At 60.7% G+C, this 20,023-nt stretch carries 16 protein-coding genes; 11 read left to right on the top strand and 5 right to left on the bottom strand.

Going from position 1 to position 20,023, the window contains the following annotated elements; all coding sequences use genetic code 11:
• Nucleotides 1–8: 8 nt before the first annotated feature.
• Nucleotides 9–1,175 carry a serine hydrolase gene (locus P7F28_RS08985; protein ID WP_277184162.1) on the top strand — a complete coding sequence of 389 codons (1,167 nt, stop codon included), beginning with the start codon at nucleotides 9–11 and terminating at the stop codon, nucleotides 1,173–1,175.
• Nucleotides 1,176–1,177: 2 nt separating this feature from the next.
• Nucleotides 1,178–2,356: a serine hydrolase gene (locus tag P7F28_RS08980; protein WP_277184161.1), complete on the top strand. Its 1,179-nt coding sequence runs from the start codon at nucleotides 1,178–1,180 to the stop codon at nucleotides 2,354–2,356.
• 191 nt (nucleotides 2,357–2,547) lie between these two features.
• Here the strand turns inward: P7F28_RS08980 and P7F28_RS08975 are convergent, their stop codons facing one another.
• From P7F28_RS08975 to P7F28_RS08965, 3 genes are read right to left on the bottom strand one after another with little or no spacing between them, the layout of a single operon-like run.
• Nucleotides 2,548–4,059 carry an aldehyde dehydrogenase gene (locus tag P7F28_RS08975; protein ID WP_277184160.1) on the bottom strand — a complete coding sequence of 504 codons (1,512 nt, stop codon included), beginning with the start codon at nucleotides 4,057–4,059 and terminating at the stop codon, nucleotides 2,548–2,550.
• A gap of 19 nt (nucleotides 4,060–4,078) precedes the next feature.
• Entirely contained in the window at nucleotides 4,079–5,476 is a 1,398-nt protein-coding gene (locus tag P7F28_RS08970; protein WP_277184159.1) for an MFS transporter, read from the bottom strand.
• Between the two features lie 42 nt (nucleotides 5,477–5,518).
• The gene (locus P7F28_RS08965; protein WP_277184158.1) at nucleotides 5,519–6,250 is read right to left on the bottom strand and encodes an enoyl-CoA hydratase/isomerase family protein; all 732 of its coding nucleotides are present in this window, start codon (nucleotides 6,248–6,250) and stop codon (nucleotides 5,519–5,521) included.
• Nucleotides 6,251–6,307: 57 nt separating this feature from the next.
• Between P7F28_RS08965 and P7F28_RS08960 the strand changes: the two genes are divergently transcribed.
• Entirely contained in the window at nucleotides 6,308–7,069 is a 762-nt protein-coding gene (locus tag P7F28_RS08960; protein WP_277184157.1) for a GntR family transcriptional regulator, read from the top strand.
• 147 nt (nucleotides 7,070–7,216) lie between these two features.
• Here P7F28_RS08960 and P7F28_RS08955 read toward each other — a convergent pair whose 3' ends face one another.
• Complete coding sequence (locus tag P7F28_RS08955) at nucleotides 7,217–8,827, bottom strand: ATP-binding protein (RefSeq protein ID WP_277184156.1); 1,611 nt, start codon at nucleotides 8,825–8,827, stop codon at nucleotides 7,217–7,219.
• Between the two features lie 107 nt (nucleotides 8,828–8,934).
• Here P7F28_RS08955 and P7F28_RS08950 point away from each other — a divergent pair, with 107 nt between their 5' ends.
• The 8 genes from P7F28_RS08950 to P7F28_RS08915 all read left to right on the top strand — a co-directional run bounded on the left by P7F28_RS08950 (nucleotide 8,935) and on the right by P7F28_RS08915 (nucleotide 18,421).
• On the top strand, nucleotides 8,935–10,647 hold the full coding sequence (locus P7F28_RS08950) for a PAS domain-containing sensor histidine kinase (RefSeq protein WP_368860330.1): 1,713 nt from the start codon (nucleotides 8,935–8,937) through the stop codon (nucleotides 10,645–10,647).
• A gap of 663 nt (nucleotides 10,648–11,310) precedes the next feature.
• On the top strand, nucleotides 11,311–11,913 hold the full coding sequence (locus tag P7F28_RS08945; protein ID WP_277184154.1) for an amino acid synthesis family protein: 603 nt from the start codon (nucleotides 11,311–11,313) through the stop codon (nucleotides 11,911–11,913).
• Nucleotides 11,882–12,700 (top strand): alpha/beta fold hydrolase, encoded by an 819-nt coding sequence (locus tag P7F28_RS08940; RefSeq protein ID WP_277184153.1) that lies wholly within the window; start codon nucleotides 11,882–11,884, stop codon nucleotides 12,698–12,700. The genes P7F28_RS08945 and P7F28_RS08940 overlap by 32 nt, the downstream gene beginning before the upstream one ends.
• Before the next feature lies 1 nt (nucleotide 12,701).
• Nucleotides 12,702–13,634 (top strand): flavin reductase, encoded by a 933-nt coding sequence (locus P7F28_RS08935; RefSeq protein ID WP_277184152.1) that lies wholly within the window; start codon nucleotides 12,702–12,704, stop codon nucleotides 13,632–13,634.
• Between the two features lie 11 nt (nucleotides 13,635–13,645).
• Complete coding sequence (locus tag P7F28_RS08930) at nucleotides 13,646–14,683, top strand: LLM class flavin-dependent oxidoreductase (protein ID WP_277184151.1); 1,038 nt, start codon at nucleotides 13,646–13,648, stop codon at nucleotides 14,681–14,683.
• A 12-nt stretch (nucleotides 14,684–14,695) separates the two neighbouring features.
• A complete protein-coding gene (locus tag P7F28_RS08925) occupies nucleotides 14,696–16,165 on the top strand; it encodes an aldehyde dehydrogenase (protein ID WP_277184150.1) in 1,470 nt (489 codons plus the stop codon).
• A 43-nt stretch (nucleotides 16,166–16,208) separates the two neighbouring features.
• Complete coding sequence (locus P7F28_RS08920) at nucleotides 16,209–17,621, top strand: cytosine permease (protein WP_277184149.1); 1,413 nt, start codon at nucleotides 16,209–16,211, stop codon at nucleotides 17,619–17,621.
• 83 nt (nucleotides 17,622–17,704) lie between these two features.
• Nucleotides 17,705–18,421, top strand: coding sequence for a glutamine amidotransferase (locus P7F28_RS08915; protein WP_277184148.1), 717 nt, complete (start codon nucleotides 17,705–17,707; stop codon nucleotides 18,419–18,421).
• A 48-nt stretch (nucleotides 18,422–18,469) separates the two neighbouring features.
• Here P7F28_RS08915 and P7F28_RS08910 read toward each other — a convergent pair whose 3' ends face one another.
• Nucleotides 18,470–19,915: an NAD-dependent succinate-semialdehyde dehydrogenase gene (locus P7F28_RS08910; RefSeq protein ID WP_277184200.1), complete on the bottom strand. Its 1,446-nt coding sequence runs from the start codon at nucleotides 19,913–19,915 to the stop codon at nucleotides 18,470–18,472.
• Nucleotides 19,916–20,023 lie beyond the last annotated feature (108 nt).

Below are 20,023 nucleotides of genomic sequence, written 5' to 3'. Positions count from 1 at the left end.
AGCCTGCGATGAAATTGCGCATGATGCCGCTTTCGGCGGCGATGATCTGCATCACCGCGCACGCGGCGGGAAAGGACATGCCGACAGTCGTGCCCGAATCGCTCGGTGTCGATTCAGCGCCGCTCGTGCGCATGTCCGAATGGATTCGCCACGACAAGATGGACGTGCGCAGTCTCGTCGTCGTGAAGGACGGCAAGATCGTGTTCGAGCGCTACGGCGACGGCCTCACGCGCGACAACAATTACGAACTCTATTCGGTCACGAAGACCATTACGTCGCTCCTGGTCGGCGTGCTCGAAGGACAAGGCAAGCTCAATCCTTCCACTAAGGTCGCGCCGCTTATCGCGAAGGCTCGGCCCGATCTCGCACCGCAACTCGCCGACAAGCAAAACATCGAGTTGCGGCATCTGATGTCGATGTCGAGCGGACTCAGCTATCAGACGCGCGAAGGCACGGACCCGCTCTACTACGGCGCGCCGGATCGCTTGCGTGTCGCGGTCACGGCGCGCGCCGCGAAAGCGCCCGGCACGGACTTCGACTACATCGATGTCAATCCCGTGCTGGCCGGTACGGCGGTAAGCGTAGCCGCGCATCGGCGTGAAGATCGTTTCGCCGAAGAGAAGCTCTTCGGGCCGCTCGGCATGTCGCATTACCGCTGGACGGGTGTCGATCAGACCGGCGCGGTGGCGGGCGGCTGGGGCTTGCGGCTGCGCGCCATCGACATGGCGAAGATCGGCATGCTGATGCTCGACGGCGGCCGCTTCGACGGCAAGCAGGTTGTGCCGCAAGCATGGATCAGACAGATGACCACGCCCTCCGCGACGGCTGCCGACTACGGCTATTACTGCTGGATTCAGCATATCGTCGACAAGGGGCAGCCCGAGTTCGGCGCAATGGGCTTCAAGGGGCAATTCATCACCGTGCTGCCGAAACAGCATGCGGTCGTCGTGATGACGAGCCTCTTGCCCACCGAAGGCGGCTTGCGCGATGCGTCCTATCTCAACGCGTATCGCCGTATGGTGAACGATTTCATCCTGCCTGCGCTGACGCCCGCGACACCGCCCGTCGCCAGCGCCGAGAAGACCGAAGCGTTGAAAGAAGAACTCGAACGCAGCAACAGGACGCAAGGCGTGCCGGGCACCGCCGCTGCCTTCAACGATAAACCGGAGACTTGAGCATGAAGGCTGCGACCTGGTTTCGCTGCATTGCACCCGCATTGCTGAGCGGCGCGGTGCACGCGGCTCAGCCGTTGCACGAGGCGGGGCTCGCGCAGGCATCGCCTGAGGACGTAGGTGTCGACTCGCGCGAGCTCGTGCGGCTCTCGCAATGGATCCGCGAGCAGAAGCTCGATGTCTACAGCCTGCTGGTCGTGAAAGACGGCAAGCTGATTTTCGAGCGCTATGGCGCAGGTGCGTCGCGCGATTCGAACTACGAGCTGTATTCGGTCACCAAGTCGGTGACATCGCTCGTGGCGGGCATCATGATCGGCGAGAACAAGCTTGGTCTCGACGATTCGGTCGCGACCAGACTCGCCGCGTGGCGTCCCGACCTGCAGGCCGATTTCGCGGACAAGCACGGCGTCGAACTCAAGCATGTGTTGTCGATGTCGAGCGGTTTGCACTACGACTTCAAGCCGAAGGACGATCCGATTTACTACACCGCGCCCGACCGGCTGAGGCTTGCGGCCGAGACCAGCCCAAAGGCTGCGCCGGGCACGCAGTTCGAATACACCGATATCAACCCGATCCTCGCCGCCGCCGCGCTTAGCGCGGCCGCACGCGAACCGGTCGAGCGCTATGCACAGGCGAAGCTGTTCGGCCCGCTTGGCATGAGGCACGCAATGTGGGAACGCGCGGACCGCACGGGACTGGTATCGGCCGGATGGGGCTTGAGGCTGCGCGCCGTCGATATGGCGAAGATCGGCATGCTCGTGCTCGATCATGGCCGCTGGCAAGGCCGCCAAGTGGTGCCCTCGCAATGGATTGCGCACATGACGACGCCGAGCGCCGCGCCCTACTTCGGTTACTACTGGTGGATCAACAACGTCGTCCCGAACGAAACCGAATTCGATGCAATGGGCTTCAAGGGGCAATTCATCACTGTGCTGCCCGAGCGCAAAACGGTGATCGTGATGACGAGCGTGATGTCTATCGATGGGGGACTGCGCGATGCGAAGAACCTTCAGCAGTTCCGGCAGATGGTGAACGGCTATGTGATTCCGGCGCTGGACAACCGTCGGCACGCGCGGCCTTCGCCGGAGAACCGCGAAGCGATGCGGCGCGAGCTGGCCGCGAGTGCGCGAACACAGGGCGTGCCGGGAACGCAGGTCGATCCGACCGATTTACCGAAGCTATAGCCCGTCGCGTAAGTCGGCTATTCTTAGCGTTTGGCTGCCCCGTCCACGCTACTCAAGGCGTGCATCCTCGCTCCCCAGGAATGGCCATCAGCCGAAGCTGCGTGGTGCGCCGTGTGTTACCGGCGCATATCCACGCAATACGTCCGAGCGATTTTAATCGTCAATCCCGCGCCCTATTCGCATTTCGGCAATCAGTTCAAACGCTTCAACTCGCCATCGTCTGCGTACCAGTCCACTGTCTTGCCGCTCGTGTTCACGGTGACGGCGCGCGGTTCGCTGAACTGATCGAAGGATTCGATGCCCGTCTCGCGCCCTATGCCGCTATTCTTAAACCCGCCCCAGGGCGACGCAGGATCAAGCCGGTGATGGTCATTCACCCACACCATGCCGAACTCCAGCTTCGATGCCACGCGGTGCGCCCGCGCCACATCCTGCGTCCACACCGATGCCGCGAGGCCAAACTGCGTCGCGTTGGCGATACGAAGCGCATCGGGTTCATCGTCGAACGGCATCACGACGGTGACCGGTCCAAACACTTCTTCCTGTCCGATCTCCGATTCCGGCGGCACGTCGTACATCACGGTCGGCTCGATGAAAAAGCCCTTTTTCAGGTCTTGCGGAACGCCGCCTCCGGTCAGAAGCTTTGCGCCCGACTGCTTCGCGCGGTCCAGCATCGCGAGAATGCGTTGGCGCGAGCGGTCCGAAATCACCGGACCGAGCTGGGTCTTCGCATCAGTCGGATCGCCGACTCGAATACGCGACGCCTTCGCGCGGAAGCGTTCGAGGAACTCGGCGTACATCGACTTCTGTACCAGGATCCGCGCACCGCACACGCACGTCTGCCCCGCGCCGATAAACGACGCGAAGGCCGCGCCATTCACCGCGCGCTCCATGTCGAAGTCGTCGAAGAGAATGACCGCGCCTTTGCCGCCGAGTTCGAGCGTGGTCAGCGCGAAATTGCGCGCGGCTGCCTCGCCGATCGAACGCCCTACTTCCGTGCCGCCCGTGAACACGACCTTGCGAATCAGCGGGTGGCTTGCCAGCGCCGCGCCCGCTTCGCGTCCTTCGCCGTTGATGACATTGACGACGCCCTTGGGCACGCCCGCTTCATCGAGCAGGCGCACCAGACGCACGGTGGTGAGCGGCGTTTGCTCCGATGCCTTGATCACGACGCTGTTGCCCGTCGCGAGCGCGGGCGCGAGACTCTTCGACAGAATCATCAGCGGATGGTTGAACGACGTCATCAACGCGACGACGCCGAGCGGCACGCGTTGTGTGTAGCAAAGATACGGGCCTTCGATCGGAATCACGTCGCTGCGTCGCGTGAGCGCCAGCGCCGCGAAATAGCGATAAAACTGCGGCAAACGCGAAATCTGCGCGCGCGTTTCCGAGATCGGCCGGCCGTTGTTGAGCGTCTCTAGTTTGTAGAACTGTTCGAGGTCCGCTTCGAACAGATCGGCGAAGCGATTCATGATGCGTGCGCGCTGCTGAATCGGCATGTCGCGCCATGCGCCTGCATCGAAGGCGCGATGCCCCGCCTGCACCGCGCGATCCACGTCGCCTGCCGTCGCGGCAGCCAGCGCGCCGATCACGCCGCCCGTTGCGGGGTTGACGATATCCATCGTGCGACCGCTTTCGGCATCGGTCCATTCGCCATCGATAAAAAGCTGCGCGTCGAGATGATCGAGATTCACTGTGTCCATGCGATTTCCTTGCATACGGTTATTTCGAAGGCGATGCGTGCGCGTGGCGAGCATCGTGTGATTCGGGCGATCCAGGCGATTCAGGCTGGAGATCTTCGAGGCGTTCGCCGGTCGGTTCCACGCCGAGCCACGCGACCACGACAATCTGAATGGCGAGCAGGCCGATCATCATCGCGAGCACGCCTACGATGCCGTGTTGCGCGAACAGCGCCACCACAATGAACGGCGTAACGATGGTCGCGCCGCGTCCCAGCGTGTTGCAGATGCCCGAGGCGCGCAGCCGCACGGGTGTCGGAAAGAGTTCCGGCACATAGACCGCAAACAGCAGCGCGACAAGCACGTAGATCGGAATGGTGAGCAACAGGCCGATGACAGGCAGCAGCATCGGACTGGAAACGAACGGATAGATCGCCCCGAAGACGATGGCCGCAAGCGACGCGCCGATGATGGTCGGCTTGCGTCCCCACGCGTCCGCCGTCAGCGCGCCGATGCCGCTGCCGATGGGCGCGCCAAGCGACATCACGAGCGCAAAGCCGAACGACTTCGCGATGCTCATGCCCTGATGCACAAAGAACGTCGGCAGCCATGTGACGAAGCCGTACAGCAGCGTATTGATGACGATCAGCGTCACGCAGCCGACGATCATGCGCGGCAGCATCGCACCGGTAAAAAGCGAGCCGAACGACATCGGCGCCGCATTCGATGGTTTCGCGACAAGCGCTTGCGGCAAGGGTTTGCCGCCCTGCGCCTGCGTCACTTCGGCTTCGATGCGCGTCATGATCGCTTCGGCTTCGTCATGGCGTCCGACCGATTCGAGCCAGCGCGGCGACTCCGGCAGCGACTTGCGCGCATACCAGACGCCAAGCGCGCCAATGCCGCCGACGACGAACATCGCGCGCCATCCGAGCGACGGAATCAGCAGCAAGCCGATCAGACCCGCGACCGGCAGACCCGACACGACGAACACGGCCATCAGTCCTTGCAGCTTGCCGCGCTTCGCCGGCGGCACGAACTCGGTCAGCGTCGAATAACCAACGACGTTCTCCGCGCCGAGTCCGAGTCCCATGACGAAGCGGCACGCGATCAGCACGCTCATGTTCGGCGCGAGCGCAGCACCCAGCGATGCGAGCCCGAAGATCGCGAGATTCGCCTGATACGTGAAGCGCCGCCCGAATCGATCGCCGAGAAAGCCGGTGCCGAGCGAGCCGAGCATCATGCCAAGAAAGGTCAGCGACACGAACAGCGCGTTCTGCGCGAGCGTGGAAAAGCCGGATTGCAGCGTCGCGCCGAGCACGGTCGATGCGACATAGATATCGAAGCCATCGAAAAACATGCCGATGCCGATCAGCCACATGATGCGGCGGTGAAAGGGCGACATCGGCAAACGATCCAGTCTCGGGCCTGCGTTGACGTACATGGTTGTCTCCTCCTTGTCGTCTCGTCGTCTCGTCGTTGCAGCTCAGCGGCTTTGCATCAGCCGCAGCGGACTGACGGTCAGCATGTCGGTGGCGGCGCGGAAGTTGTCTTCGACGCGGCCTTCCTGCGCGGCCTGAAAGAATGCCTTGCAGTGGCGCGCACCGGTCTCGTCCAGCGCGAGGATGCGCCGCGTCAACGCATCGGCTTGCATTTGCAGCGCGTCGCGCTCGCAGATGCGTGTGATAAGGCCTGCCTGCAAGGCTTCGGCGGGCGTGATGGCGTCTCCGAACAGCACCATCGGAAACAACACTTTGGGCAACGCGTAGTCGCCCGCGTAAGCCATGATCGCAGCGGGCGGCAAGCCCTTGCGCATCTCCGGAAACGCAAGCGACGCGTCCGATGCGACCAGCGTAAAGTCGCACAGCATCGCGAGTCCCAGACCAAAACCCATCGCATCCCCCTGAACCTGCGCGATCGAGATGAGCGACGTATTGCGCACGAGCCGCTTCATCTCGATGAGCCGCGCGACTTCCTTGCGGATCGAGACCGCGTCCGTCCCTGCCCGCTCGCGCCCGATGCAGAACGCGTCGCCTGTTGCGCGAATGTGCAGCACGCGCGCGGTCGGCTCCAGCGCTTCGGCGTGCAGCGCGGCGGACATCGCATCGAACATGGCGGCAGATATCTCGTTGCCGCATTCGGGACGGTTCAGCGTAAAACTCAATACGCCGTCCGATCTGTCGATCAGAACGGGTTGCGCAAGCGGACCTCTGTCCATGACGTCTCCTCGTGTATAATCTGTATACAGGGTATTCACAAAGTTATCGAGGTGTCAATGGCCGCCGCAAAAACCGCACGCAAGCAAGGGTCTGGTCGTGCCGCTAAAAGCACGCCGACATTGGAGGACATCGCGGAGCGCTACCATGCGCGACTGCGAGCGGTGGAAGCGTCGGGCGATTCGTTGAGCGAAGGCGTTGTTGTTCCGGCATTGCGCGAAGCTATCGTCGAAGGCGTATTGACGCCGGGAAGCCGGCTTTCCGAAGTTCAGGTCGCGAAGCAGTTGAATGTCAGCCGCACGCCCATGCGCGAAGCGTTCGCGCAACTCGAACGCGAGGGGCTGGTCAATATCGTGCCGCGTGTCGGCGCATACGTCCGTGCCGTGACGGTGCGTGACGTCGAGGAAATCTATACGGTGCGCGCGGCGCTCGAATGCCTGGCCGTACAGCTCGCATCGGAGCGCATCACTCCGCTGGGCACGGCGCAACTCGACGATGTCATCTCAGCCATGCAAACGAGCGTCGATGCCGACGACCCTTCGGCTTACGTCGATGCGCTCGATCGCTATTACGCGATTGTCATGACGATCGCCGATAACCGCACCCTGCAGGCGAATCACGCCGGCCTGATCGGTCCGGTGCGTCGTTTGCGACGTATCGCGATGGCGCGTGGCGGCCGTATGCGGGCATCGTTCGAGATGGCGAAGAAGATTCGCGACGCAATCGTCGCGCGTTCGCCCGATGTGCAGGACCTCATGCGCGAGCAACTGCGCGGAGCATGTGACGCTGCGCTCGACGTTCTGAAGAGTGCGGCGGAGTGAGAATCGAGCGTCGATGTAAATGCGATGAGCTGCATCATGAAGTGATCCTTGGCAAAGCCAGGCACCGTGCGCATCAGTAATGCGCGGTCGAACGCCGCCGACTATCCACCAGTTTGACTTGCTTGGCACAAAGCGCGCAGATTTAAGTTAGGTATGCTTTCTTACGATTTCCTGAAGAAGTGCGTCAAGGCGCTTAAGATCAACAGGCTTGGAAAAGTGGTCGTCGAAGCCGGCATCATTGGCTAACTGTTTATCGCTCTTGCTTGCATAGCCAGTGATGGCGATGGAGAAGATGCTGGCAGTCCCCGCAATAGCTCGCAACGCCCGCACGAGCGCATAGCCGTCAATTTCAGGTAGACCGATATCACTTAGCACGACGTCTGGGATACGTTGGCGTACCAGATCCAACGCGTCTTCGGACCGATATGCAACGCGCACGCTGTGCCCTGCCATCTGGCAGTAAAGGGCGAGTGCGTCAGCAGTGTCCACGTTGTCATCGATTACCACGATGTCGAGCTTTCCCTCGAGGCTGACGAACTGATGGCCCTCTTCCCGTTGTTCAGTCTCGATAGTCTGTCTGAGCCAAAGCACAAATTCACTGCCTTTGCCCGCCCCCTCGCTCGAGACCTCCAATGAACCATCGTGCCATTCTGCTAAGCGCCGCGCAAACGGCAACCCTAGCCCCAGGCCGCCAGCGCTACGATCAAGTGGGCGATGCGTCTGCCCAAAGATCTGAAAAATCTCCTCAAGGTCGTTCGCCTCGATTCCAACACCGTTATCTCGCAGGGCGATTCTGACCCGCTCGCCGTCCCCTTCTACCGAGACGTGAATTTGACCATGAGGCGGTGTGTACTTCGCCGCGTTGCTCAGGAGATTCACAAGAATGAGCGGGCACTGCACGCGATCCGCCATGACAACCGGATCACCAACAATCGTCCGAGTCAGACTGTGATGGCGATCTTCAACAAATGCATCGGTCATCTCGAAGGCTTGCTCAAGAAGATCGACGACCCGTACCGGTTCAAGATGCAACTTGATGATACCGAGCGACACCATGGAGGTTGACAGCAAGTGCTCAACGATCTGCCCTATATGTCGCACATGCCGCCCGATCAGTTTTTTTGCCCACTCCCGCTGAGACGTCGTCACTTCGCTGCGGTTAAGAATCTGAACGGCAGTCAAGATAGGCGACATCGGTGCTCGAAGCTCGTGGGCGAGCATCGCCAAAAACTGATCTCGATTGCGTCGAGCTCTATCAGCGACTTCCTGCTTTTCGAGCAAGCTGGCGAGCAGCAATGTGACTTGTGCGCCTAGAAGTCTTAGCGCAGCAATGTCGTGTTCTGCGGGCTTGTGTGCAACGATATCTTTTACGCAAAGGGTGCCGAGAACGAAACCGTCTGGTGAGCGCAGCACAAAAGCCATATAGAAAATAATCTTCGACTCACCCGTCACTTCTGGGTGCTGCTGAATGCTCTCCTGAGAAGCGGGGTCGAGGATGATCACGTCGTCGCTCTCCCCCATATTCTCGAGCGCATAGGCGCATAGCGACTGATCGTGTGCCCGGATCTCCCGCGCCGCGCCCCAGGCCGATTTGCACCAGGTGCGCGCGCCATCCACGAAGTTCACGAAAGCGCGAGGCACGCGCAGAACATGCGCCGTCAGTTTGGTGAGCGCATCAAAATGAGGGTCGACCGGCGTATCCAGGATATGCAGATTCGTCAGGCAACTCAGCCGTGCAGGATGGTTCAGCGCGATCATGAGGTTTTTTGGGGGTATGCACTTCGATATGAGCAACGAGCATTCCGTACGCGCGCGCCTAAACATAACCCACGGTTGCGGCACTGGATTCATAGGCTCGTAATGCGATAATCAGTAAAGGGCGATGGGTCACAAGACTTTCCTATGGCCTAAACCCGCTCGAGGAAGCAAAAATTACTCGCTCCGCTGCTACCCGCGTTGACCCCGGCTCACTGTTTGCGTATCTGGCTGACGCGTACATTGTGCTCGACGCAGACAGAACTGCCGTCTACGTCAATCAGGCCTACTGCGCCCTTCTTGAGCAATCACAGGAACGCGCGGTCGGGCGAACCGTGCTCGAACTCCCGCTTTTCGGCGCCCTGACGGCCGATCCCGCCGGCGAAGCCTGGTTTCATCGCGTTTGCAATGGGCTGACCATTGGGCAAACCAGTTCTACCTCATTCTTTCGCTTCGATTTACCCGCGCTCGAGAACGGCCAGCCGCGCCGGTGTTTCTGGAAGCTGAAAGCGAGTCGAATTCCGTCAGGGCCTGAAGGTGGAGATGCCGCGTCCGGCTATCTCGCCTTTCGCGTGAGCAACGTGACCGAACGGGTTGAGCGGGAAGCTATCGAGGAACGCGAGAAAGCCCGTTTGCGCTCTGAGGCTCAATTGCGCCAAATCGCTGCAGATGAAACGGCAGCGCGACTTCGAGCTCATCAAGAGCAGTTCGCCACTGCGCTCGCGTTTGCCAAGGTGGGCGCTTGGGAGCTGGACGCACGGACGGGACTGATCACCTGCACCGAGCAATGCAAACTAAATCTTGGTTTGCAACCTGACGACATTCTTTCCGAGCAACGTCTATTTACTGAGCTGATTGCGCCCGAATTTCGTGCCGATGCGCGAGCGCGCATGGAGAGTGCGCTCGCGGAGCGAAGGCATTTTGAGACCGAGTATCGCGTCACATCTTTTTATCCCGCTGAACGCTGGCTACTCGTGCGCGGACAAGGCAAGTTTGGCGAGGATGGAACGCTTAACGAGATTCTAGGCTTTACCATCGATATTACGGCCCGCAAAAAGGCTGAGCTTGAGCAAGAGCGGCTCACCGCCGTTGAGCGCGATGCACGCCAACAGAGCGATCGCTACGCAGAGGCGATGGACCACTTCGTGAGTGCAGTGACCCACGAACTGCGTTCACCGCTCAGCGCCATTACCTCGTGGTCGGAGTTGCTGACGAGGTCCACAGACCCTGGTCACCTGAGCCAGGCAGCAGCGGCGCTTAAACGCAATGCGCGACAGTTGAGTCTGATGGTGGATGATCTTCTCGATACCGGCGCAATCGTGTCCGGCAAGCTTTCGGTTAGTCGAAATCCCGTTGTTTTGGACGTGTTAGTCCAGGATGTACTGAGGGATCAGGATTGGGAGGCGCAACGCAAAGGCGTCGCGCTATCGAGTGAACTCGCGTCATGCAGGGTGATTGGTGACGAGGCGCGCATCAAGCAGATCGTGTGGAACCTTCTGTCAAACGCGATCAAATTCACGCAACAGGGCAAGATCACAGTCACGCTTCGAAATGATATCGCGCATGCGATTCTCGAAGTTCGAGACACTGGATGTGGTATCGATGCGAGCGCCCTACCGCGAATCTTCGACCGCTTCGAACAAGTGCGCACTGACGTGGCTGGAAGGATCGGTGGGCTCGGTCTTGGGTTGTGGCTCGTCAAAAGCCTTGTTGAAATGCACGGTGGCACAGTCGCAGCCGAGAGTGCGGGTCGCGGACAAGGTTGCCTGTTCCGCGTATCTCTACCGCTTCTAACGTCGAATGAAGTTTCAAACATCGCCTGAGCGTTATTTGGAGGGTCCAGTTTGCTGGACTGCTCTTTAGGATCCCTGAATCCACAATTGCTCCATCAGCGCCGGCAGATAGGAATGAGCGACGGTCACTGCGTGGCTCGCCAGAACGCTTCTTTCCAAACCGTTAAGGACACTCACCACTCGACCATCTCGTTCACCAATCATGCTGACCAGCCGTTCGTGGGGCGTGCGCCAATGAGATGTGGGAAGAATTCCGTCGCGCCCGGTTTTAGTTCGCGCATACGAACGAACGTAAGACCCGTGGGTCTTGAACGTGTGGCATCTTCAGCCGCGGACGCTGCGAGAACCGTCACAGCCATTCACTGAGCTACCTTACCGCTTCGTTGAACCATCAAGGCGCGCGATCGCACCAGTGTTCTTCCGACCGCATGAGCCGAGCCTGCCGGTCGCCTCAATTCAAGCGCCTGCCAGGAGACCCATGCCTTCGGTATGGCCGCGCCTTCCATCACTTCGACTTCGTTGCCCTTCAAATCCATTGAACGGTCCGCCAGAGCCCATCCTACTTGGCCGATTCATGCACCCAGTTACTGACTGCAAAACCGTTCCTGTCGAATCTCGGGGTAAACGTGGATGGCATGCCGTACTATGGAATACCAAAATACACTCATTCCTCACCGTTCGCGAGAACCTCCCATGAACCTGATTCGCAAATCGATCCTGCACGTCGAGACCATCCACGTCGATGGCGCCAAAGACGCCGTCAAGCCGCTCAAGCTGATCGGCGCAGCTGCCGTCATCAAGAACCCGTGGGCGGGCCGCGGTTATGTCGAAGACCTGTCGCCGGAAATCCGCGCGCTCGGGCCGCAACTCAGCGAATACCTGACCAAACTGATCCTCGATGAAGCCGGTTCCGGCGATGCAGTCGAAGCCTTCGGCAAGAGCGCGATCGTCGGCGTGGACGGCGAACTCGAACACGCCTCCGCGCTGATCCACACGCTGCACTTCGGCAACATCTATCGCAGCGCGGTCGGCGCCAAGTCCTATCTCGCGTTCAACAACACGCGCGGCCCGGCCAATGCGCCCTTGCTGATCCCGATGATGGACAAGAACGACGAAGGCCGTCGCTCGCACTACCTCACGCTCCAGTTCGCCATTCCCGATGCGCCCGCAGCCGACGAACTCGTGATCGCGATCGGCGGCGCGACGGGTGGCCGTCCGCATCACCGCATCGGCGATCGTTACAAGGATCTCGAAGAGCTTGGAAATGACGTCAAGAACCCTGCTGCTGTCAAGTAATCGCGCCGCTCATTACATCGAGCAGGGAACCGGCGAACCGCTGGTTCTGATTCACGGCGTCGGCATGCAGGCGAGCGCGTGGTATCCGCAGATCGACGCGCTCTCGCAAGAATTTCGCGTAATTGCCGTCGATATGCCCGGTCACGGCCAGAGCGATCCGCTCGATGCGCACGCCACGCTGCCGCAATTCGTGCAGTGGGCCAGCGAATTCATCGAAGCGCTCGATGCCGGTTCGGTCAATCTCGCCGGCCACTCGATGGGTTCGCTGATCGCGGCGGGCGTCGCGGTGACGCGTCCCGATCTGGTCCGCCGCGTCGCCGTGCTGAACGGCGTGTATCGGCGCAGTATCGAAGCGCGGCAGGCGGTGCTGGATCGTGCGGCGGAACTGCGCCCCGGCACCATCGACGTGGATACGCCCTTGCGCCGCTGGTTCAACCAGGACGAAGCGCAGCGGATGGCGGCAACGCGCGTGGAATCGTGGCTGCGCGCGGTCGATCTCGAAGGTTATGCGACCGCTTATACGGCCTTCGCGCAAGGCGACGAAACCTATGCCGATGGCTGGCATGAGATCGCCTGCCCCGCGCTCGTGCTGACCGGTTCCGACGATCCGAATTCGACGCCCGCGATGGCCGAGCAGATGGCGCAAGCCGCGCAGAACGGCCGCGCCGTGGTGATCGAAGACGAGCGTCATATGGTGAATCTGACCGCGCCGGAAGCCGTCAATCGGGCGTTGCGCGCCTGGCTGCAAGTCGAGCCGGACATCGAAACGATGAAGCTGGAGGTGTGAGTTGAGCACGCTTAACGTATCTGCTGCCCCGATCAATACCCGCGAATTGCGCGATGCGTTCGGCGCGTTCATGACGGGCGTCACCGTCGTCACCACCACGCGCGACGATGGTGCGCCGCTCGGCTTCACCGCGAATTCGTTCTCGTCCGTCTCGCTCGATCCGGCCTTGCTGCTGGTGAGCATCGCGAAGACATCGAGCAATTATCAGGCGTTTTCGCGCGCCGGCCACTTCGCGATCAATATCCTCGCTGAAGACCAGAAGGATGTATCGAACACCTTCGCGCGTCCGAGCGAGGACCGCTTCGCGACCGTGGACTGGCGGCTGAGCGCGCATGCCAATCCGCTGATCGATGGCGTGAGCGCGTGGTTCGATTGCACCACGCACAACATCATCGATGCCGGCGATCACGCGCTGATCCTCGGCAAGATCGAAGCATTTCATTCGGCAGGCTATGCGGGCCTCGGTTATTACCGTGGCGGATATTTCACGCCGGCAACGGTCGCGGCGGAAGTGATCGCAGGACCGAAGGTCGTCGTCAGCGCGATCATCGCGCGCGACGACAAGGTGCTGCTGACACGCACGCCCGATAACAAGTGGACCATTCCGTCGAAGGAAATCGGCCAGGCGGGCGCGGACAAGGCACTGGCCGATCTCTTCAGCAAGTTCCAGCCGGAGGCATCGGCGAGCTTTATTTACTCGGCCTACAACAACACCGAAACGCATCATCAGTACATCTCGTTTCTGTGCAGCGCGCCGGACGAAGTCGCGGCTTCGGGCGAGTTCGTGGATATCGCCGATATCCCGTCGGATGCATTCGCCGACAGCGCGCTGGCCAGCATGCTCGCGCGTTATCACAAAGAAAGTCAGTTGAAGAGTTACGGTCTGTACTTCGGCGATCACAGCAACGGCACCGTCCGCCCGCTTCATTCCTGAAAGGTCACATCATGCGTTTTTCCCTTTTTGCTCACATGGAGCGCGTCTCCGATACGACCACTCAGAAGCAGCTTTACGAGGAGATGGTCGAACTGTGTCAGATTGCCGATCGCGGCGGCATGCACGCCGTGTGGACCGGCGAGCATCACGGCATGGACTTCACCATCGCGCCGAATCCGTTCCTGAATCTCGTCGATCTCGCCAACAAGACGAAGAACGTGCGACTCGGCACGGGCACGGTGATCGCGCCGTTCTGGCATCCGATCAAGCTGGCGGGCGAAGCGGCCATGACCGACATCATCACCAATGGTCGGCTGGAACTGGGCATCGCGCGCGGGGCGTATTCGTACGAGTACGAACGCCTGTCGCCGGGCCTCGACGCATGGCATGCGGGGCAGCGCATGCGCGAACTGATTCCGGCCGTGAAGAAGCTCTGGGGAGGCGATTACGCGCACGAAGGCGAATACTGGCGCTTCCCTTCTTCGACCTCATCGCCGCTGCCGCTGCAACAGCCGCATCCGCCGATCTGGGTCGCCGCGCGCGATCCGAACAGCCACGAATTCGCCGTATCGAACGGATGCAATGTGCAGGTCACGCCGCTGCATTTCGGCGATGAAGAAGTCGAAAAGCTCGTCGGCCACTTCAATGCCGCATGCGAAAAATTCAGCGACGTGCCACGTCCCGAGATCATGCTGCTGCGTCACACCTACGTCGCCAGCAACGAAGCCGACGCACAGGTCGCAGCAGAGGAAGTCAACGCGTTCTACAACTACTTCGGCGCATGGTTCAAGAACGAGCGCCCCGTCAGCCGCGGCATGATCAAGACGCTGACGAAGGAAGAAATGGCCGCGCATCCGTTCTATACGCCCGAAGCCATGCGCAAGAACAATGTGATCGGCACGCCCGAAGAAGTGATCGCGCGCCTCAGGGCTTACGAAAAACTCGGCTTCGACGAGTACTCTTTCTGGATCGATACGGGCATGAGTTTCGAGCGCAAGAAGGCTTCGCTCGAACGCATGATCAACGACGTGATGCCCGCCTTCGCGTGAGGTGACGACAGCATGAATCCGCAATTTCAGCTTTATATCGATGGTCGATTCGAACCGGGCGCGGCCACTTTCGGCAGCGTGAATCCGGCCACGGGCAAGGTGTGGGCCGAGATGCCCGAAGCGCGCACCGAACAGGTCAACCACGCCGTCGACGCCGCTCACCGCGCCCTGAGCGATGCCGCATGGGCGAACCTCACCGCATCGGCGCGCGGCAAGTTGCTACACAAGCTCGCCGATCTGATCGAGAAAGCCGCGCCGCGTCTGGCCGAGATCGAGACCAACGATACCGGCAAGATCATCCGCGAAACGTCGAGTCAGATCGCGTACGTGGCGGAGTATTACCGCTATTACGCGGGCATCGCGGACAAGCTCGAAGGCGCGCATATTCCCGTCGACAAACCCGATATGCAGGTGTGGCTCGAACGTCAGCCGGTCGGCGTCGTCGCGGCCATCGTGCCGTGGAACAGCCAGTTGTTTCTGTCGGCGGTGAAGGTCGGACCGGCGCTGGCGGCGGGTTGCACGGTGGTGCTGAAGGCATCGGAAGAAGCGCCGGGGCCGCTGCTCGAATTCGCCAAGCTGATCGATGAAGCGGGCTTTCCGCCGGGCGTGGTCAGTGTCGTTACCGGTTTCGGGCCGGAGTGCGGCGCGGTGCTGAGCGGCCACCCGAAGGTCTCGAAAGTCGCGTTCACGGGCGGACCGGAGACGGCGAAACATATCGTATCGAACACGTCGAATAATCTGGCGAAGGTATCGCTCGAACTGGGCGGCAAATCACCGTTCATCGTCTTCGCGGATACCGACATTCAAAGCGCCGTGAACGCGCAAGTCGCCGCGATCTTTGCGGCGAGCGGACAAAGTTGCGTGGCGGGTTCGCGGCTGCTTGTCGAAGCGTCCGTGAAGGATCGTTTTCTGGCGATGCTGGTCGAGCGCGTCGAGCGAATTCGGATCGGCTCGCCGAACGAGATGCAGACGGAAATCGGGCCGCTGTGCACGGAGCGGCAGCGCAGGAATATCGAAGCGGTTGTCGAAACGTCCCTGAAACAAGGGGCGAAAGTGCTGACGGGCGGCCACGCGCTGGATCGCGAAGGCTTCTTTTATGCGCCGACCATTCTCGATTGCACGAACGTCGAGCGGCCGGATTGCATCACCAAGGAATTGTTCGGACCGGTGTTATCGGTCGATACGTTCACCACCGAAGACGAAGCCATCGCGAAGGCGAACAGCACGGTGTACGGCCTCGCGGCGGGCATTTTCACGAGCAATCTGACGCGGGCGCATCGCGTGTCGAAGCGCGTGAAGTCGGGCATCGTCTGGATCAATACGTATCGCGTGGTGTCGCCGCTCGCGCCGTTCGGCGGCTTCGGCCTGTCGGGACACGGACGCGAAGGCGGCATGAGCGCAGCACTCGAATACACCACAACAAGAACCGTGTGGCTGCGCACCTCGGACGATCCGATCAGCGATCCCTTCGTGATGCGCTGAAGCTCAAACGCGGCAACCCCATTAAGACGTAGACGGAGACACAATGAAAGACTCGGGGAACGACAACAGCGTTCTGACCATCGAGAGCAATTCGATCGAATACGTCGGGCCGGAGCATCGGCACGGCAAGCCCAGAGATTTGTTCACGCTTTGGTTCTGCACCAATGTCGCGCCGCTCGCGGTGATATCGGGCGCGACATCGGTGCTGGTTTTCAAGCTCGATTTCGTCAGCGCGATACTCGCCATCGTCGCGGGCCAGTTCTTCGGCGCGCTGTTTCATGCGCTGACTTCGGCGCAAGGTCCGCTGGTCGGCGTGCCGCAGATGATCCAGAGCCGCGCGCAATTCGGACGATACGGCTCGCTGCTGGTGGTCGGTTTCACGACCATCATTTATCTGGGCTTCTTCGTCTCGAACATCATTCTGGCGGGGAAGACGCTTCATACGGCGGCGCCGGTGATTCCCGAGTCGGTCGGCACCGTGGCGGGCGCGTTGCTCGCCACGCTGATCGGCGTGATCGGCTACAACTTCATTCACCGTTTCAACAAGATCGGCGCCTGGTTCATGGGGATTGCGCTCTTGATCGGCATGTCGCTGATTGCGCCGGGGCTGAGTGCGGACGTGTTTCATCGTGGCAGCTTCGAACTGTCGAACTGGTTCGCCATGTTTGGTTTGTGTGCGGTGTGGCAGATCAGCTTTGCGCCCTACACGTCGGACTATTCGCGCTATTTGCCGAAATCGACCGGCTTTGCCCGAACCTTCGCGTTCACGTATTTCGGCACCTCGCTCGGCACCATCTTCGCGTTTATTTTCGGCGTGATGGCGGTGAGCGCCGGTCACTCCTCGGATGCCATGCAGGCCGTACAAACGCAGACCGGCGTGTTCGGCTACGTGCTGATCTTCCTGTTCCTGGTGAATATCATCGGGCACAACGGGATGAATCTGTATGGCGCGGTGTTGTCGTGTATCACGGCGGCGCAGACGTTCCGCCCGAAGTGGACTCCGGGGCGCAACGTGCGTGTGGTGGTGTCGGCCGTGCTGCTGATCGGCTCGACGTTGACGGCGCTGTGGGCATCGAGCAACTTTCTGGCGCTGTTCCTGACCGCTATCTTTGCGATGCGGATCGTGCTTGCGCCGTGGATCGCCATCAATCTCGTGGACTTCTATCTGATCCACGACCGGCACTATCAGGTGTCGGAGATTATCGGCAGCACGGGCGGGGCGTACGGAGCATTCAATCTCAAGGCCATCGCCATCTATATCTTCGGCATCGCGATTCAGGTGCCGTTCATGGAGGAAAGCTTCTTCCACGGTCCGTGGGCGAACATTCTCGGCGGCGCGGATATTTCATGGATGGTCGGCCTCGTCGCCACCGCGCTCGTCTACTATGTCTTCGCTTCGAAGAACGATTCGCACGCGCGCCGCCGTGTACCGGCCGGAGCGCATGCATCGAAATAACCGAAGCGGTTTTTTGGCTTTATAGAATCCGCCTTGCGCTTCGGCGCGGGCGGATTTTTTATACTGAAACGATCATTCCCGATATGGCCTCTTCCCCGCTGCTGCTCGTGCAAACCGGTACGCCGCCCGACGACGTGCTGCATCCGCATGGCGACTTTCCTTCGTGGTTCAGCCGCGTTACCGGCGATAGCTTCGAGACCGAAATCGTGCGTGTGTTCGAAGGCGAGCCTCTGCCGCCGCCTGATGCGAACCGCATCGCCATCATCACGGGTTCATGGGCAATGGTCACTGACCGATTGCCGTGGAGCGAAACCACCGCGCAGTGGATTCGCGATGCAATGGCGGTGAATATGCCGCTGTTCGGCGTGTGCTACGGCCATCAGCTGATGGCGCATGCCTTGGGTGGACGCGTGGACTATCATCCGCGCGGGCGTGAAGTGGGATGTCAGACTATCCGCCTGTTACCGGATGCTGCGGACGATGGCCTGCTGAGCCATTTTCCGTCGAGTTTTACGGCGCATCTGATGCATGAGCAGAGCATCATCGACTTGCCGCCGGGCGCGCAAGCGCTTGCGTCCTCGGATCACGATGCTTATCAGATCGTGCGTTACGGGCCGAACGCGTTGTCCGTGCAGTTTCATCCGGAGTTCACGCCTGCAATCACGGAAACCTGCATCAGACGGCGTCACGACGTGTTGCTCGAAGAAGGCCTGCAACCCGACGAACTGGTGCGCGATCTGCACGACACACCCGATGCACGCGCCTTGCTCTCACAATTCGTCTCTCTGGAACACGTATAAAAAAACGGGGCGTTCATCGGCCCCGTTCGCATCACCTCATCTGCTGTTTTAAACAGCCATGCACAGGTATTTGATGACGAGATAATCGTCGATACCGTAGTGCGATCCTTCGCGCCCCAGACCCGACTGCTTCACGCCGCCGAACGGCGCGACTTCGTTCGAGATCGCGCCCGTGTTGATGCCCACCATGCCGTATTCGAGCTGCTCGGCCACGCGCCAGATGCGGCCGATATCGCGGCTATAGAAGTACGCGGCCAGCCCGAACTCGGTGTCGTTGGCGTACTGCACCACTTCTTCATCGGATGAAAAGCGGAACAGCGGCGCGAGCGGACCAAAGGTCTCTTCTTTCGATACACACATATCGACGGTCGCGCCCGTGAGCACGGTCGGTTCGAAGAAGCCGTGTCCCAAGGCATGACGCTTGCCGCCTGCGACGACCGTTGCGCCCTTGCTCACCGCATCGGCGATATGCGCTTCGACTTTCTTCACCGCCGCGTCGTCGATCAACGGTCCGAGCGTCACGCCGGATTCGGTGCCATGCCCCACTTTCAGCTTGCCGACCGCATCCGCGAGTTTTTGCGCGAAGGCATCGTACACGCGGTCGTGCACATAAAAGCGATTGGTACACACGCACGTCTGCCCGTTATTCCGATACTTCGATGCAATCGCGCCTTCGACGGCGGCGTCGAGATCGGCGTCATCGAACACGATGAACGGCGCGTTGCCGCCCAGTTCCAGCGTAACCTTCTTGACCGTCGGCGCGCTCTGCGCCATCAGCAACCGGCCCACGCCCGTCGATCCCGTGAACGACAGCTTGCGCACGATCGGACTGCGCGTGATCGCACCGCCGATCTCTTTCGGATCGCCCGTCACCACGTTCAGCACGCCAGCCGGAATGCCCGCGCGTTCCGCCAGCACGGCCATTGCGAATGCGGAAAACGGCGTCGATTCAGCCGGTTTGATTACGATCGGGCAACCCGCCGCGGGCGCCGGTCCGACCTTGCGCGTAATCATCGCGGCCGGGAAATTCCACGGCGTGATCGCCGCGCACACGCCGATCGGCTCCTTCACCACGACAATGCGCTTGTCCGCTGCGGGAGAAGTGAGCGTATCGCCCGCCACGCGTTTGCCTTCCTCCGCGAACCATTCGATGAACGACGCCGCGTAGGTGATCTCGCCCTTCGCTTCGGCAAGCGGCTTGCCTTGTTCGGCGGTGAGAATCAGCGCGAGATCGTCCGCATTTTCAAGCATCAGTTCGTACCAGCGGCGCAGCAGATTGGCGCGCTCCTTCGCGGTTTTTGCGCGCCATGCGGGCCATGCTTTGTTGGCGGCATCGATGGCGCGCAGCGTGTCCGCTTCGCCCATTTTCGGCACGCTGCCGAGCGAGCGGCCAGTCGCCGGATCGAACACATCGAAGCTTGCGCCGGTATCCGCACCACACCACTTTCCGTCGATAAAAGCCTCATGACGAAGCAGCGATGCATCCTTCAGCATGGAGTTCAGTTCCACGATCGTTCCTCTTGCAAAGTGAAAAAGCGCCGCTGGGCGCGCCATGAAAGCGTGCCGCGCGGCGCGTATGACAGAAGCGAATCAGAACAGGTG

The sequence above is a fragment of the Caballeronia sp. BR00000012568055 genome (genome assembly GCF_029439455.1).
In the GTDB taxonomy this organism is placed as follows: domain Bacteria; phylum Pseudomonadota; class Gammaproteobacteria; order Burkholderiales; family Burkholderiaceae; genus Caballeronia.
Note: the sequence above shows the minus strand (reverse complement) of the source record. Positions and strands in the feature narration are given on the sequence as shown.

Excerpts from the sequence above, each read along its gene's own strand:
- P7F28_RS08985 (WP_277184162.1), top strand. The coding sequence starts at position 9 with ATGAAATTGCGCATGATGCCGCTTTCGGCGGCGATGATCTGCATCACC.
- P7F28_RS08980 (WP_277184161.1), top strand. The coding sequence starts at position 1,178 with ATGAAGGCTGCGACCTGGTTTCGCTGCATTGCACCCGCATTGCTGAGC.
- P7F28_RS08975 (WP_277184160.1), bottom strand. The coding sequence starts at position 4,059 with ATGGACACAGTGAATCTCGATCATCTCGACGCGCAGCTTTTTATCGAT.
- P7F28_RS08970 (WP_277184159.1), bottom strand. The coding sequence starts at position 5,476 with ATGTACGTCAACGCAGGCCCGAGACTGGATCGTTTGCCGATGTCGCCC.
- P7F28_RS08965 (WP_277184158.1), bottom strand. The coding sequence starts at position 6,250 with ATGGACAGAGGTCCGCTTGCGCAACCCGTTCTGATCGACAGATCGGAC.
- P7F28_RS08960 (WP_277184157.1), top strand. The coding sequence starts at position 6,308 with ATGGCCGCCGCAAAAACCGCACGCAAGCAAGGGTCTGGTCGTGCCGCT.
- P7F28_RS08955 (WP_277184156.1), bottom strand. The coding sequence starts at position 8,827 with ATGATCGCGCTGAACCATCCTGCACGGCTGAGTTGCCTGACGAATCTG.
- P7F28_RS08945 (WP_277184154.1), top strand. The coding sequence starts at position 11,311 with ATGAACCTGATTCGCAAATCGATCCTGCACGTCGAGACCATCCACGTC.
- P7F28_RS08940 (WP_277184153.1), top strand. The coding sequence starts at position 11,882 with ATGACGTCAAGAACCCTGCTGCTGTCAAGTAATCGCGCCGCTCATTAC.
- P7F28_RS08930 (WP_277184151.1), top strand. The coding sequence starts at position 13,646 with ATGCGTTTTTCCCTTTTTGCTCACATGGAGCGCGTCTCCGATACGACC.
- P7F28_RS08925 (WP_277184150.1), top strand. The coding sequence starts at position 14,696 with ATGAATCCGCAATTTCAGCTTTATATCGATGGTCGATTCGAACCGGGC.
- P7F28_RS08920 (WP_277184149.1), top strand. The coding sequence starts at position 16,209 with ATGAAAGACTCGGGGAACGACAACAGCGTTCTGACCATCGAGAGCAAT.
- P7F28_RS08915 (WP_277184148.1), top strand. The coding sequence starts at position 17,705 with ATGGCCTCTTCCCCGCTGCTGCTCGTGCAAACCGGTACGCCGCCCGAC.
- P7F28_RS08910 (WP_277184200.1), bottom strand. The coding sequence starts at position 19,915 with ATGCTGAAGGATGCATCGCTGCTTCGTCATGAGGCTTTTATCGACGGA.